13 protein-coding genes and 1 tRNA gene are annotated in these 13427 nt (G+C 57.2%); 12 read left to right on the top strand and 2 right to left on the bottom strand.

Annotation, left to right across the window (positions count from 1 at the left end):
• Positions 1 to 209: 209 nt before the first annotated feature.
• Positions 210 to 881, bottom strand: coding sequence for a Bax inhibitor-1/YccA family protein (locus BLT55_RS06235; protein WP_055001382.1), 672 nt, complete (start codon positions 879 to 881; stop codon positions 210 to 212).
• A 121-nt stretch (positions 882 to 1002) separates the two neighbouring features.
• Here BLT55_RS06235 and BLT55_RS06230 point away from each other — a divergent pair.
• From BLT55_RS06230 to BLT55_RS06200, 7 genes are all read left to right on the top strand, one after another.
• Positions 1003 to 1090: transfer RNA gene (locus BLT55_RS06230), tRNA-Ser, on the top strand.
• A 265-nt stretch (positions 1091 to 1355) separates the two neighbouring features.
• Entirely contained in the window at positions 1356 to 2201 is an 846-nt protein-coding gene (locus BLT55_RS33880) for a TerB N-terminal domain-containing protein (RefSeq protein WP_244158996.1), read from the top strand.
• Positions 2182 to 3606, top strand: coding sequence for an IS1182-like element ISPsy6 family transposase (locus tag BLT55_RS06220; protein ID WP_055001182.1), 1425 nt, complete (start codon positions 2182 to 2184; stop codon positions 3604 to 3606). The genes BLT55_RS33880 and BLT55_RS06220 overlap by 20 nt, the downstream gene beginning before the upstream one ends.
• Before the next feature lie 64 nt (positions 3607 to 3670).
• On the top strand, positions 3671 to 5395 hold the full coding sequence (locus BLT55_RS06215) for a tellurite resistance TerB family protein (RefSeq protein ID WP_244158995.1): 1725 nt from the start codon (positions 3671 to 3673) through the stop codon (positions 5393 to 5395).
• Positions 5392 to 6687: an ATP-binding protein gene (locus BLT55_RS06210; protein WP_055000822.1), complete on the top strand. Its 1296-nt coding sequence runs from the start codon at positions 5392 to 5394 to the stop codon at positions 6685 to 6687. Before BLT55_RS06215 ends, BLT55_RS06210 begins: the two co-directional genes overlap by 4 nt.
• A gap of 43 nt (positions 6688 to 6730) precedes the next feature.
• A complete protein-coding gene (locus BLT55_RS06205; RefSeq protein WP_055000823.1) occupies positions 6731 to 8923 on the top strand; it encodes a DEAD/DEAH box helicase in 2193 nt (730 codons plus the stop codon).
• Positions 8924 to 8998: 75 nt separating this feature from the next.
• Positions 8999 to 9907, top strand: a complete 909-nt coding sequence (locus BLT55_RS06200; protein WP_055000824.1) for a LysR family transcriptional regulator — start codon at positions 8999 to 9001, stop codon at positions 9905 to 9907.
• On the opposite strand, the gene BLT55_RS06195 is transcribed toward BLT55_RS06200, so the two are convergent.
• Positions 9893 to 10672, bottom strand: coding sequence for a substrate-binding domain-containing protein (locus BLT55_RS06195; protein WP_055000825.1), 780 nt, complete (start codon positions 10670 to 10672; stop codon positions 9893 to 9895). The two genes, BLT55_RS06200 and BLT55_RS06195, sit on opposite strands and share 15 nt — an antisense overlap.
• A 262-nt stretch (positions 10673 to 10934) precedes the next feature.
• Here BLT55_RS06195 and tusD point away from each other — a divergent pair, with 262 nt between their 5' ends.
• Genes tusD through BLT55_RS06170 form a run of 5 tightly spaced genes read left to right on the top strand, consistent with a single transcriptional unit; the run spans position 10935 to position 13320 of the window.
• Positions 10935 to 11327 carry a sulfurtransferase complex subunit TusD gene (gene tusD, locus BLT55_RS06190; RefSeq protein ID WP_055000847.1) on the top strand — a complete coding sequence of 131 codons (393 nt, stop codon included), beginning with the start codon at positions 10935 to 10937 and terminating at the stop codon, positions 11325 to 11327.
• 1 nt (position 11328) lies between these two features.
• A complete protein-coding gene (gene tusC / locus BLT55_RS06185) occupies positions 11329 to 11691 on the top strand; it encodes a sulfurtransferase complex subunit TusC (protein ID WP_055000826.1) in 363 nt (120 codons plus the stop codon).
• Positions 11691 to 11990, top strand: coding sequence for a sulfurtransferase complex subunit TusB (gene tusB, locus BLT55_RS06180; protein WP_055000827.1), 300 nt, complete (start codon positions 11691 to 11693; stop codon positions 11988 to 11990). The genes tusC and tusB overlap by 1 nt, the downstream gene beginning before the upstream one ends.
• Positions 11987 to 12322, top strand: coding sequence for a TusE/DsrC/DsvC family sulfur relay protein (locus BLT55_RS06175; protein ID WP_055000828.1), 336 nt, complete (start codon positions 11987 to 11989; stop codon positions 12320 to 12322). Before tusB ends, BLT55_RS06175 begins: the two co-directional genes overlap by 4 nt.
• Positions 12319 to 13320, top strand: a complete 1002-nt coding sequence (locus BLT55_RS06170) for a glycosyl transferase family protein (RefSeq protein WP_055000829.1) — start codon at positions 12319 to 12321, stop codon at positions 13318 to 13320. The genes BLT55_RS06175 and BLT55_RS06170 overlap by 4 nt, the downstream gene beginning before the upstream one ends.
• Positions 13321 to 13427: the final 107 nt, after the last annotated feature.

Below are 13427 nucleotides of genomic sequence, written 5' to 3'. Positions count from 1 at the left end.
GACTGATCGGTCAAAGAATATTAACGCTCTGGACGGGACTGGATGACGCGGTGTGGCTGACTTTGACTGACACGCCAGAAGGGTGAAAACCAGACTGACGCCAGCACCCTGATGTTTTTCAAATCGCAGAAAAGCAAAAGCCCCGACAAGTCGGGGCTTCTGTTTGCAGCGAAGCGACCTGAACGCTCAGGCCGCCGTGATCATCCGGATCAGTCGTCGCGGCTCATGATGCCGAAGATTTGCAGCAAGCTGACGAACAGGTTGTAGATCGATACATACAGGCTGACCGTCGCCATGATGTAGTTACGCTCGCCACCCTGAATGATCGCGCTGGTCTGGAACAGAATGCAGACCGACGAGAACAGTACGAATCCTGCGCTGATCGCCAGTTGCAGCCCGCTGATCTGGAAGAACATGCTGGCCAGCACCGCACCCAGCAGGACGAAGAAACCGGCGGTGATGAAACCACCCAGGAAACTCATGTCCTTGCGGGTGATCAGCACATAGGCCGACAAAACACCGAACACCAGTGCGGTCATCGCGAAAGCGGAGCTGACCACTTCAGCACCGCCCGCCATGCCCAGATAACGATTGAGGATCGGGCCCAGCAGGAAACCCATGAAGCCGGTCAGGGCGAATGTCGAAACCAGCCCCCAGACCGAATCACGCAGCTTGTTGGTCAGGAAGAACAGACCATAAAAGCCGATCAGCACCACGAAGATGTTCGGGTAGCCGACACGCATCTGCTGAGCGACAAAGGCCATGACACCGCTGAACGCCAGCGTCAGAGCGAGAAGACCATATGTGTTGCGCAGGACACGACTAACCTCGAGCTGGTCGGCCTGCATGCCGGTTTTAAGGCTGTAATCCTGTTCGCGCATGGCGAAACTCCTTCCTGTTGAAATGTTGAGTTGCAAAGATCATAACAGAGGCGCTGCAACTGGCTAGTCACAGAGTTTGACAGCTTGTTTCATTCCGGTATTATGGCGCCCGCAACGAAGTGGAGGTATGGCCGAGTGGTTTAAGGCAGCAGTCTTGAAAACTGCCGACTGTAACAGGTCCTAGAGTTCGAATCTCTATGCCTCCGCCATATTTGAAAGCGCAAAGCCCTGATTATTCAGGGCTTTGTCGTTTCCGGGGTCCGGAAAACGCAAACGGGGAAGCACACGCCCGTGCTTGGCCCGCGCTGACAAAGTGTGGATACTGCCAGTTTGCCAGCTGATGAACCATGGAAGATCCCGATGGCACCCACTCGAACGCGCTCCCCTCTTGCTGGAGACCCATCTCTCCAGTCGGACGAGAATCGTGGCAATGCCGAGGCTTGCGAACACGATTCAGTGTCGGCAACTGCTCAGATGCGCGGTATCGATGTAGCGCTTGAAACGCTTGCGATCGGTCGATATGCCCGCTTCAGTCGAGCCTCTGACACGCTCGTAGGCGGCACCCGGCCTCATCCCGATCATAGTCGGATGACGACTTCCGGGAGCGAAGACCCTGCCAACTTCGCGATAGGCCGCTATGCGCGTTTCAGCAGAGAATCCACCCGCCTCGTTGGCGGTACTCAACCACAGCCTGATCAGACGTTAGAGCAAGTGCCTCTCCCCTACTCCCGGCAACCCTCCCACCAGAAGAGCGAGTCAGAGTTCTTTACCGACAGGCATGATTCGCCTGGCAGCAGCTCCTTCAACATTCCCAAAGCAACTGATCGCCCGCTGACAGCAAGATGGCTGCGTCCGGGCGAGCCCGTCACCATCGCTGGAAGCACGTTGCCAGGTGGCATGCTCTACATAGGGACGGAACACGCAGAATACAGGCAGTCCGAGCCCTCGTTCATCGATACCTCCCTGCCGATAGCGAGTTCCAGCGCTCACCCCGCAGCCAGGCTGGTGTTCTACTGGTCCACTTACAAAGACCTTGAACCGGAGGCACGTCGAGGCTATCTGCAATGGCTGGCGGGAGGTCGTTGCGATCCGGAAGTGCCCAACGGTTATGGGTTCATGTTTTTCCACGGTCTTGAACGACGCGTGCTTATTGACACCCTCTCTGAGGCTGATGCACGAGAAGACACTCCACTGATCGAAGAAGAAATAAATCGCCTGAACAGACTGTGTGAAAACCTAGCAATCTGCGCAGCGCTCAAAGAAAATGCTCCGTATCGAAAGATACAGAGCATTTTTCGTTATGGCCTACATCCAAGGTGAGTCCCGCAGCCAGACCAGCCTATTCCCGGTCTCGCTGGAAGAGTTGATCCCCGAGGATCACCTCGTTCGTGTCATTGACCTGTACGTTGCCAGGCTCGATCTGGTGCAACTGGGCTTCGATAAAGCGATTCCAAAAAGCACGGGGCGCCCTGCTTATGATCCCGCCGATCAGCTAAAACTCTACCTCTACGGCTATTTTCAGCGGATTCGCTCATCGCGACGTCTTGAAGCCGAGTGTCAGCGCAACATCGAAGTGATGTGGCTGATCAACCGGCTCAAGCCCGACTTCAAGACCATCGCCGATTTTCGCAAGAACAATAAACCCGCCTTCATCGCGACCTGCCGTGCTTTCGTTCGGTTTTGTCGCACGGCAGGCTTGATCGCCGGTGAGTTGGTGGCCATCGACGGCAGCAAGTTTCAGGCGGTCGCATCCTCACGGCGTCATGTGAATTTGAAGCAGCTCAAGCGCCAGGAAGAAAAACTGGATAAGCGCATCGCTCAGTATCTGGCCGAGCTGGATGAGGCCGACAAGGCTGAAACCACAGATTCAATTGATCGCAGCGCAATCAAGGTAGCCCTGGCACAGCTTGAGGCTCGACAACAGGATAATCAGAGTTGCCAGGCACTGATGCGTTCGATGGGCATCGAGCAGTTCAACACCCATGAAAGCGATGCCCGAATGATGCGCACGGCCAAAGGGCCACGTGTGGCCTACAACGTGCAAACCGTCGTGGACGCCGAGCATTGCCTGATTTTGCATCATGAGGTCACCCAAGATGGCGATGACCGAAAGCAACTGGAGCCGATGGCCAAGGCCGCCAAAGCAGAGTTACAGCAAGATGATCTGACGGTCACTGCCGATGCCGGCTACTCCAATGGCAAGCAGTTTCAGGCCTGCGAGGATGCTTCGATTACGGCCTATGTACCGCCCAATCGTTCGAAAAACCCTGGCAGTCAGGAAGAGCAGCTCTTTGAGCGAAAAGACTTTATCTATGAGACCGGACACGATCGTTTCCAGTGTCCGGCAGGCAAATGGTTAACGCTAAAACAGCACAACAAAGGTGATCGGATCTATCAGGCTGAGGTCGATGACTGCGCCAACTGCGCGCTGAAAACGCAATGCACTCGAGCCCGGCGCCGTTATGTCTCACGACATGCCCATGAAGAGGCTTTCGAGCGGATGGAGCAAAGAATGCAGGCGCATCCTGAGATGATGGCCAACCGAAGATCCATCGTTGAGCACCCCTTCGGCAACCTCAAGCAATGGCTATTTGGTAATGGCCGTTTCTTGCTGCGACAACTGGAGGGTACAAAAGCTGAAATGGCCTTGGCGGTGAATGCCTATAACCTGAAACGAGCGATTAAAGTGCTCGGTGTGCGCCATCTGATGGCTTTGATGGGCTGAGCGGACATTTTTTTCGTCTGCTGCCAATACAAAAAAAACGCCCCGAACAAGTCGGGGCGTTTGCTTGGGCCTTCATCAGTGTGTTTTCACACAGTCTGTGAAGGCGCTTTATCACCGGGATTTTTCGTTTTTCAATCAAGCCTCAAAGCTTCTTGAATACCTGAACATGGAGGCCATCTCGGAGCGGATGTATCTGCGCCAACCGCCGATGGAATCATATGATGCCTATGAAATGCCAATGATGTTGCGCGTCGCCCTGGGCCAGATGGCCATCGACAAATACCCTTTGAATGCGGCTTGGGCGTTGGCGTGGGCCCTGACGGATCCAGCTATCTCGCGCGGTAAACCTGTCGCCAGGTGCATGGACCTGTTCCAGCGCCTGTTCACGGCAGAATACGAAAAGCAATTCCCTGACGGCCTGAAGCTCCCGAACAACAAGGCCAGACGCTGGATCGGCTATAACCCGTCTTCGCCCTTCCTCAATGTACCGAGAATAGCGACAGGCGATCTGCCGGATGTCAGCATGACGTCTGGCACTCGTAAAAAACTTCAACTTCTCGTCCAGGCATGCACTGCAGTATTGGCGCCATTCAGTCGTTACATAGGGCGCAACGCCGATAATGTCGACATGCATGATGCCTTGGACGCGTTGTTGCTGCTGCCGCCATCGCTATGGCCTGACGACTCAAAGCATGAGCTGCAACGACTTCAATCGGACGTTGGCACCGGCGCGATTCTGATGACGCTTGACGAGCTGGCTGCACGCTTCAATTCCGACGGTGCTCAGGCACGCAACCAGATCGTCGCGCTGACAAAAATTCTTGGGGACATAAACATCGGCATGGAGCCAGATGTGCTGGCTGGCAGCCGCGCACCTAAAGCCGATGACAACATCGTTCTGTTCGCGACGGAGCCTGACGCCGGTATGTCACGCGTGACCGCCGCCTACGCCGCCGCTGTCGTCACGCTGGATCTGGCCAGCATCGTTATAATCGTTAATGGAAAAACGAGCCAACCCGCAGTCGCAGCGCTTGAACAGCATATCGATTCGTGGACCCATTTGAGCAGCGCGCACCGAAAACGTCTTGGGGCCTACCTGTTGATGCAATTGCGGCAACCGCCTCCCTTGGCCAGCCTGAAAAGAAAGCTGGGCGCGCTCACGCCAGATGAAAAACAGGCCATCGTGTGTTGTCTGACCTATCTCGCCCATGCTGACGGGCCGGTCACGCCTGAGCAAGTCAGATCGCTGGAACGTATTTACAAGGCACTTCAACTCGATTCGCAAGCGCTGTACAGCGACCTTCATGTTGCTGCGGCCAGTTCGCGTTTCGCAACAGTCTCGGCAGGTCCGGCTGCACTCGTTCCGACAGGATCCGACATCAAAAAGCCGGGCTCCGGAATCGTGCTGGACATGAACAAGATCGCTCGGCTGCAACGTGAGACGGCTGCGGTATCGGCGCTTCTGGCTGACGTCTTTCGAGACGGTCTGGAGGAGGAACAGGAAGACGTGCAGACCAGCGCAGAACCCTCCGCGCACAGCGCTTCCAGCACAGATATACATCTTTACGGGCTCGATGCCGGGCACTCTGCGTTCTTGCGCTTACTGGTCTCGCGCCAGGAATGGACTCGACAAGCACTGGAAAACGCAACGGCCGACATGGACCTGATGCTCGATGGCGCACTGGAGCAGATCAACGACATGGCATTCGATCTGTTCGACATGCCGGTTTCCGAGGGCGATGACCCGATCGAAATCAACCCGGATATCTTAAGCGAGCTAACTCTATGAGTACGATACGAGCCAAGGATCGCGATGCGGTCATTCAGTCACTGCGCGCAGGGGTTGTTCCTCGTGTCGGACAGCACCTGATACAGGTAGGCCGGGTCGGTGAACTGGGCGCCCTTATAAAGGATGTCGGCCGCCTGGCCGAGGGTGGCTCCGCATTCCGCGTCGTTATCGGCGAATATGGCGCAGGCAAGACATTCTTCCTCAATCTGGTCAGAGGCATTGCGATGGAGCGCAAGCTGGTAACCATGCACGCCGACCTCAACCCCGACCGGCGTTTGCACGCTTCGGGCGGCCAGGCGCGCTCGCTTTACGCCGAGCTTGCCAAAAACATGTCCACACGCACCAAACCGGATGGCGGCGCGCTTCAGGGCATTGTGGAAAAATTCATTTCCCAGGCTAAAACCGAAGCCCGGAGCAAGGGCATCGACAGCGAGACAGTGATCCGTCAGTACCTCGCCGAGCTGACCGAAATGGTCAACGGTTATGATTTTGCCGAAGTCATTGCCGCCTACTGCCGTGGCTTTGATGAAGGTAACGAAAAGCTCAAAGCCGACGCCATTCGCTGGCTAAGAGGCGAGTTCACTACGAAGACGGATGCGCGTGCGGCGCTTGGCGTAAGAAGCTGCATTGATGATGCATCTGTTTACGATCAGCTCAAGCTGCTTTCCCGATTCGTGCGCCTGGCAGGCTTCGGCGGGCTGATGGTGTGCCTGGACGAACTGGTCAATCTGTACAAGCTTGCCAATACCCAGGCACGCAATGCGAACTACGAACAGATCCTGCGCATCCTCAATGATTCTCTGCAAGGATCGACGGACGGACTCGGTTTTGTTCTGGGCGGTACCCCGGAATTTCTGATGGATACCCGCCGAGGCTTGTACAGCTATCCTGCCCTTCAGTCCAGGCTGGCAGAAAACACCTTTGCCAAGACAGGTTATGTCGACCTTTCTGGCCCGGTCATCCGTCTGACCAGCCTGACTCCCGAGGACTTCTACGTCCTCCTGCAGAATCTGCGCAACGTTTATGCCTACGGCGATCCGGAAAAATACCTGCTCCCGGATGAAGCGATCCCCGTCTTCATCGAACACTGTGGCCAGCGGCTTGGAGAGGCTTACTTCCGTACGCCACGGACCACCATTACTGCTTTCATCAACCTGCTGGCGGTCCTGGAACAAAATCCGGGCGCAGACTGGAGAGCACTTCTGGGCGCTGTGGAGATTGCCAGAGACGACGGCGGACAGAACGATCTGAACGTAGAGGCCGACGATGAACTCACCCGTTTCAAGCTCTGACTCATCGGCGTTCGAACAGCTTCACCCCGATGTACAGCAATGGGTGTGGTCCCAAGGCTGGACCTCGCTCAGGGATGCTCAGGAATGGGCTATCCCTGCCTTGATCAAGGCTGATCGTGACGTGATCATTGCGGCGTCAACGGCAGCAGGCAAGACCGAAGCGGCTTTTTTACCCATTCTGACCAACCTGCTCAACAGCGCGGATCCGCCTGGCGCGGTGCTTTACATCAGCCCGCTGAAGGCCCTGATCAACGACCAGTGGGACAGATTGACGCGTCTGTGCGAACGACTGGAAATTCCGGTCGTCGGCTGGCATGGCGATGTATCAGCAAGCAAAAAGCATAAGTTTCTTAAATCGCCCAGCGGCATTCTGCTCATTACCCCAGGGTCGTTGGAAGCCTTGTTCGTCAACCGCGGCTCGGCCCTGGCGGGTCTTTTTCACAACCTGCGTTACATTGTGATCGACGAATTGCATGCCTTCATCGGCAGTGAACGCGGCAAGCAACTGCAATCGCTGATGCACCGGGTCGAGAGCGTTACCAACAGGAAACTTCCGCGTGTAGGTCTGTCCGCGACCTTGGGGGAAATGGCACTCGCCCGCGAGTTTCTGCGTCCGGGACAAACCCGGCGCATGGACGAAATCATTTCTCGAGCAACGGGCCAAGACCTCCAGGTTCAAGTGCGCGGCTATACGATGCTGCCGCTGAAAAAGCTCGTTGCAGACAAGCAGACGTCCATAACAAAAGACGGCGATGACGAAGAAGAGGACGCATCCGGGACCAGACACGCTATCGCGGCACACCTGTACAAGGTTTTGCGCGGCAGCAACAACCTGATTTTCCCCAACAGTCGCGACAAAGTGGAGTGGTACGCCGACAGGCTGCGCCGTTTGTGTGAAAACGATGGTCTGCCCAATGAATTTCTACCGCACCACGGAAGCCTGTCCAGAGACTTGCGTGAAGACACAGAGCGAGCATTGAAAGCGGGCACCCCGACCGCGTCTGCTGTCTGTACCACGACCCTTGAGCTGGGTATCGATATCGGCAACATCAAAGCCGTTGCGCAGATCGGACCGCCGCCATCGGTAGCCAGTCTGCGCCAGCGACTGGGCCGATCAGGACGCCGTGACGGAGAGCCCGCAACACTGCGCGCCTACTGCCAGGAAAATACCCTGACACCTGAATCAGACCTCTCGGATCAACTCCGGCAAAATCTCGTACAGACAATCGCCATGATTCGGTTGTTGATCGAAAAATGGTTTGAGCCACCCAGAGCGAACGGCCTGCACGCCTCGACACTGGTGCAGCAATGCTTGTCGATGATCGCTCAGCAAGGCGGCGCCAGTGCAACAGAGCTATGGAGTAGCCTGGTCGCAAGCGGGACATTTGCAGCCATCAGCAAAACCGACTTTATGACCCTCCTCAAGACTTTGGGTGAAAAGAAACTGATCGTTCAGGACAGTTCGGGCCTGCTGCTGCCAGGTGAAATTGGCGAGAAGCTGGTCAATCACTACGAGTTTTACAGCGCATTTACCACCGATGAAGAGTTCAGACTGGTCCGGGATGGCAAACCGCTCGGGTCCGTTCCTGTCAGCCGCCCGCTGACCATTGGCCAACGAATCATATTCGGCGGCCGACGCTGGCAGGTACTGGATGTAAACCTGGAAAAGAAAGTCATTGTCGTCATGCCTGCACGTGGCGGCGAGCCGCCCGTATTCGATGGGCTCGGAGCCAAGATTCATGACCGCGTAAGGCAAGAGATGCGCGCCGTACTTGCAGAGAGCGATCCCTGCCCGTTCATTGATGCCAATGCGCAAGCCCTGCTCGGAGAAGCACGTCAGGCATTTCACAGGCTGGGGTTGGCAGACCAGTATCTGACCGGCTCGGCCTCAAGCAGCTATCTGCTGACCTGGGCGGGTGATTACACCAATGACGCGCTGTGCCTTTTGCTCAATCAGTCCGGGGTGATGTGCACAGGCTCGGGGCTGGTTCTTGAAATAGGTGCCTCTCGGGAAAGCGCTTTAGCAGCATTGGGCAGGATTGCCGAGCTGGACGCCAACGATGTCGAGCCGCTTTTGAAGGATGTAAAGAATCTGATCCGGGAGAAGTGGGATTGGGCTCTGCCAAAATCGCTGCTGATCAAGTCGTTCGCTTCCAGCCAACTGGATATCCCGAAAGCCATTGCGCTTGCGAAGGTCCTGATTATTGCCGAGCCTAATCAGGGCGGCCCCGGATAATCGCCGCGCTCCCTACCCGCCTCATGCGGTCTGATATATTGATGCGCATCTCGCATCAATAGATCTGATTGCCTTATGCCCATCAACTTCGATCTCAACGACCTTCAGGCTTTTCGGGCCGTGGTCGAGACCGGCAGCTTTCACAAGGCCGCCGACACCGTGCAGATTACGCAGCCGGCGCTCAGTCGGCGGATAGAAAAGCTGGAGTCGGCGCTGAATGTGAAGCTGTTCGAGCGCACCACGCGCAAGGTCAGCCTAACCACCATCGGTCGCGCCTTTCTGCCACAGGTCGAGCGCATCCTCGACGATCTCGACAGCGCACTGATGACGATCAGTGCGGTCGGCTCCACCCGGATGGGCAATATCACCATCGCGTGCGTGCCCTCGGCGGCCTATTACTTCATGCCGCAGGTGATCAGCACGTTCCATCAGCTGTTTCCAAAAATCAGAATCAAGTTACTGGACGCGAGCGCCAATGAGGTCAATAGCGCCGTTGCACTGGGCGAAGCGGACTTCGGGGTGAGTTTCAGCGGCAATCTGGCGCCGGAAGTGGACTTTGAAGAGCTTCTGCAGGAACGCTACGTGATGGCCTGTCGCCGCGATCATCCGCTGGCGTTGTGTGACAGCGTCAGTTGGGAGGAGATGTACCGCCACGACTACATCTCCCTGGGTATTACCTCTGGCAACAGACTGGTGCTGGACAAGGCGCTGGCGCCCACGCGCCCGCTCAGGGACAGCATCTGCGAAACGCGGCATGTCACGACCATGATCGGCCTTGTAGAAGCCGGGCTTGGGGTGGCAGCGGTGCCCTCGATTGCCATGCCGATGACCGCCCACCCGTTTCTGGTGAGCGTGCCATTGGTTGCGCCTGAGGTGATCCGCAACGTCGGGGTGATCAAGCGCCGCGGGCGAACGCTGACACCCGCTGCGCTGGAGCTGGAACGGTTGGTCAGGCAGATGCCGTCCCGATCAGCGGGGCACTGAATCCAGCCCCGTTGACTGCACGGTCGCCTGTGCCTGGGGTGATGCCAGATAGTCGAGCAACGCCCTGGCCTGCTTCGGATGCTCGGCATTGACCGGGACACCCGCGGCGTAACGAGTGACCGACTGCACGTCCTCGGGAATCTTCGCCACGAAGGTTACGCCGGGAATCGGCAGCAATTCGGCGACCTGCTGGAAGCCCAGTTCGTAATCACCCTTGGCGACTACCGAGGCGACCGGAATGCGTTCGATCATCGCGCTCTTGGGCGCCAGCTGCTGCTGAATGCCGAGCTTTTTGAACAGTTCTTTCTCGATGTACATGCCGCTGGCGCTGTCGGAATAAGCGACCGATCTGGCGTTGAGCAGTGTCTCCTTCAACTCGCTGTCGGTAGCGATGGCGGGTTTGGCAGCGCCCTGCTTCACGACCATGCCGATCCGTGAATCGGCCAGTTCGACACGCGACGCGGGGTCGACCTTGCCTTGTTTGATCAGCTCATCCAGCGCATAGCCGACCATGATCACCACGTCGGCATGCTCGCCACGGGCCAGACGATTCGGGATCGCCTCCGGCGCCTGGCCCATCGAGGGGCCGAGTATGGTGTCCAGAGAATCCCCGGAAGACGCCGCATATTGCGGCCCAAGCAGCTTGTACGCTGCGGTAAACCCACCTGACGTCATGACCTTGAGTTGTTCGGCCTGAGCCGCAGCGCTCACTGCGACGCAGCCCAGAAAAAGCACAGCCAGTTGATGTTTACGCGATGATTTCATGTTCGGCTTCCTTTTATTACACAGCCCCGTGGGGGCTCTTGTGAAAGCGAAGTCTGCCGGGCACTCTTTGAAAAGATAAATGCTACGTTTTCATCGATTGATGCTTTTTTGTTATCAATGTCGTCCAGTCAACTCAACAGGTGCGCACTACGCACATGAAAAACGGGCGTTCATTGCATGAACGCCTTCTTCATCTCGCCAAACCCACACGCCCGCCCCCGAATTCTTTATCATTGCGCATGTTTTGCTGGCAGAGCCGATCATGAAATTCGCCATCTCGCTTTTTTCCGCCGCGCATGCACCCTCCTCGCGGCGTGCGCTGCTGTTCGCCAAGGCGGTGCTTGCAGGCGGTCATGAAATCGTCCGGCTGTTCTTTTATCAGGACGGAGTACACAGCGCGTCGGCCAACGTCGTGACGCCTCAGGACGAGCAGGACCTGGCGCTGCAATGGCGCGACTTCATCGTCGAGCACAATCTGGACGGCGTGGTGTGCATTGCCGCTGCGTTGCGCCGTGGCGTACTGAATGCCCAGGAAGCCGAGCGCTATCAGCGGCCAGCTGCGAATCTGCTTGAGCCGTGGGATTTGTCCGGGCTGGGTCAGTTGCATGACGCCGTGCAATCCGCTGACCGCCTGATCTGCTTTGGAGGGCCGTGAAATGCCTCGATCATTATTGATTGTCAGCCGTCAGTCACCGTGGTCCGGTCCCGGTGCCCGGGAAGCGCTGGACATCGTACTGGCGGGCGGCGCGTTCGATCTGCCGGTCGGCCTGCTGTTTATGGATGACGGTGTTTTTCAGTTAGCGCCGCAGCAGGCTCCGAGGGCCTTGCAACAGAAGGACCTGACTGCAAACCTTAAAGCGTTATCGATGTTCGGCGTCGAAGATCTGTATGCCTGTGGGCAGAGCCTGGCTGAGCGCGGCATTTCAGCCAGCACGCTGGGTGACGAAATCAACCCGTTGGCCGCACGATCCGAGTTGTCGGCACTGTTTGACCGCTATGACGAGGTGATTACGATCTGATGGCTACCTTGCACGTTGTTTCTCATTCACCCTTTGCCGACACCCGCCTGGACAGCTGCTTGCGTCTGCTTGGCGGCGATGACGGCGTTTTGCTGTGTGGCGACGCCACGTATGCACTGACATCGACCAGCACTCAGTGGCAGAGCCTGCAGGCCCTGATTGGCTCATCGCAGCTGTTTGCGCTCGATGAAGACGTCAAGGCGCGCAATCTGCCGCTTGCTGCGGGCATTAACAGCATCGACTACCCGGCCTTCGTGGAGCTGTCGTTGCGTTTCGACAAGGTCAATACCTGGCTATGAAACAGTTGATCATCGACGGCCGCAGCATCGATCTGGACAAGGACGGGTGTCTTCAGGACCTCAACGACTGGTCAATGGACGTTGCGCAGGCCTTGTCAGCCGAGGAAGGTATTGCCCTGAGCGCCGAACACATTGAAATCCTCCAGCTGTTGCGGGATTTCTACGCCGAGTTTCAGCTCTCGCCGGCCACTCGGCCATTGATCAAATACACTGCGCTGAAGCTGGGCGTGGAGAAAGGCAACAGCCTGCACCTCAACCGCCTGTTCAACGGCACCCCTGCCAAACTTGCCGCCAAGCTGGCGGGCCTGCCAAAGCCGACCAACTGCATATGAACGACTACGCCCCACTGGTGACCGAAACGCCAGAAGAACATCCTTTTGCCCCCTTCGTGCGCATCCTCGGCAAAGGCAAACGCGGTGCACGTAACCTGACCCGCGAAGAAGCGCGGGAGGCCATGGGCATGCTGCTCGACGAAAAGGTCGAAGACACCCAGCTTGGTGCATTCCTGATGTTGCTGCGCCACAAAGAAGAAAGCCCCGAGGAACTGGCCGGCTTCACTGAAGCACTGCGCCAACGCCTGAACGCCCCGCCAATAGCGGTCGATATCGACTGGCCGACCTACGCAGGCAAGAAGCGCCATCTGCCGTGGTACTTGCTGGCGGCCAAGTGCCTAGCGCAGAACGGCGTGAAAATCCTTCTTCACGGCGGCGGCGCGCACACCGCAGGGCGCCTGTACACCGAGCAACTGCTGGGCTTGCTGAATATTCCACTGTGCCGTAACTGGGCAGCCGTCGAAAGCGCGCTCGATCAAGGAAACCTGGCGTTTATCCCGCTCGCCGACTGGGCACCGCAGTTGCAACGCATGATCGATTTACGTAACACATTGGGCCTGCGCTCTCCGATTCATTCGCTGGCGCGCATTCTCAACCCGTTACAGGCACGCTGTGGCCTGCAGAGCATCTTTCATCCGGGCTATCAGAGCGTGCATCGCGATGCCAGCAGTTTGCTGGGCGACAACGCCATCGTGGTCAAAGGTGACGGCGGCGAAATCGAGATCAACCCCGACACCATCAGCCATCTGTATGGCACCACCGGCGGACAGCCCTGGGACGAGGAATGGCCGGCGCTCTCGCCGCGTCGGCACGTCAAACCAGCAACCCTTGAACCGCAGCAACTGCTGGCCTTATGGCGTGGCGAGATCGAGGACAGTTATCCGCAACTGGCGTTGATTTCAACCGTGGCGCTTGCCCTGCGCGGCCTGGGTGTCGCTCGCGACGAGGCTTTCGAGCAAGCTCAAACATTCTGGGATCGTCGCGACAAGACCCTGTGATCTATCGGCTGCGACGATAACCAGCGCCCATAATCTTGCGCTTTTCAGATCGAACCGACGCGCTTGAACTGACCTCCAAGTTCCATCACTCAGTAACGGGAGTCAGA

Source organism: Pseudomonas cannabina (assembly GCF_900100365.1).
GTDB lineage: Bacteria > Pseudomonadota > Gammaproteobacteria > Pseudomonadales > Pseudomonadaceae > Aquipseudomonas > Aquipseudomonas cannabina.
This window is presented reverse-complemented; position numbering and strand designations above follow the sequence as displayed.

Excerpts from the sequence above, each read along its gene's own strand:
- BLT55_RS06235 (WP_055001382.1), bottom strand. The coding sequence starts at position 881 with ATGCGCGAACAGGATTACAGCCTTAAAACCGGCATGCAGGCCGACCAG.
- BLT55_RS33880 (WP_244158996.1), top strand. The coding sequence starts at position 1,356 with ATGCGCGGTATCGATGTAGCGCTTGAAACGCTTGCGATCGGTCGATAT.
- BLT55_RS06220 (WP_055001182.1), top strand. The coding sequence starts at position 2,182 with ATGGCCTACATCCAAGGTGAGTCCCGCAGCCAGACCAGCCTATTCCCG.
- BLT55_RS06210 (WP_055000822.1), top strand. The coding sequence starts at position 5,392 with ATGAGTACGATACGAGCCAAGGATCGCGATGCGGTCATTCAGTCACTG.
- BLT55_RS06200 (WP_055000824.1), top strand. The coding sequence starts at position 8,999 with ATGCCCATCAACTTCGATCTCAACGACCTTCAGGCTTTTCGGGCCGTG.
- BLT55_RS06195 (WP_055000825.1), bottom strand. The coding sequence starts at position 10,672 with ATGAAATCATCGCGTAAACATCAACTGGCTGTGCTTTTTCTGGGCTGC.
- tusD (WP_055000847.1), top strand. The coding sequence starts at position 10,935 with ATGAAATTCGCCATCTCGCTTTTTTCCGCCGCGCATGCACCCTCCTCG.
- tusC (WP_055000826.1), top strand. The coding sequence starts at position 11,329 with ATGCCTCGATCATTATTGATTGTCAGCCGTCAGTCACCGTGGTCCGGT.
- tusB (WP_055000827.1), top strand. The coding sequence starts at position 11,691 with ATGGCTACCTTGCACGTTGTTTCTCATTCACCCTTTGCCGACACCCGC.
- BLT55_RS06175 (WP_055000828.1), top strand. The coding sequence starts at position 11,987 with ATGAAACAGTTGATCATCGACGGCCGCAGCATCGATCTGGACAAGGAC.
- BLT55_RS06170 (WP_055000829.1), top strand. The coding sequence starts at position 12,319 with ATGAACGACTACGCCCCACTGGTGACCGAAACGCCAGAAGAACATCCT.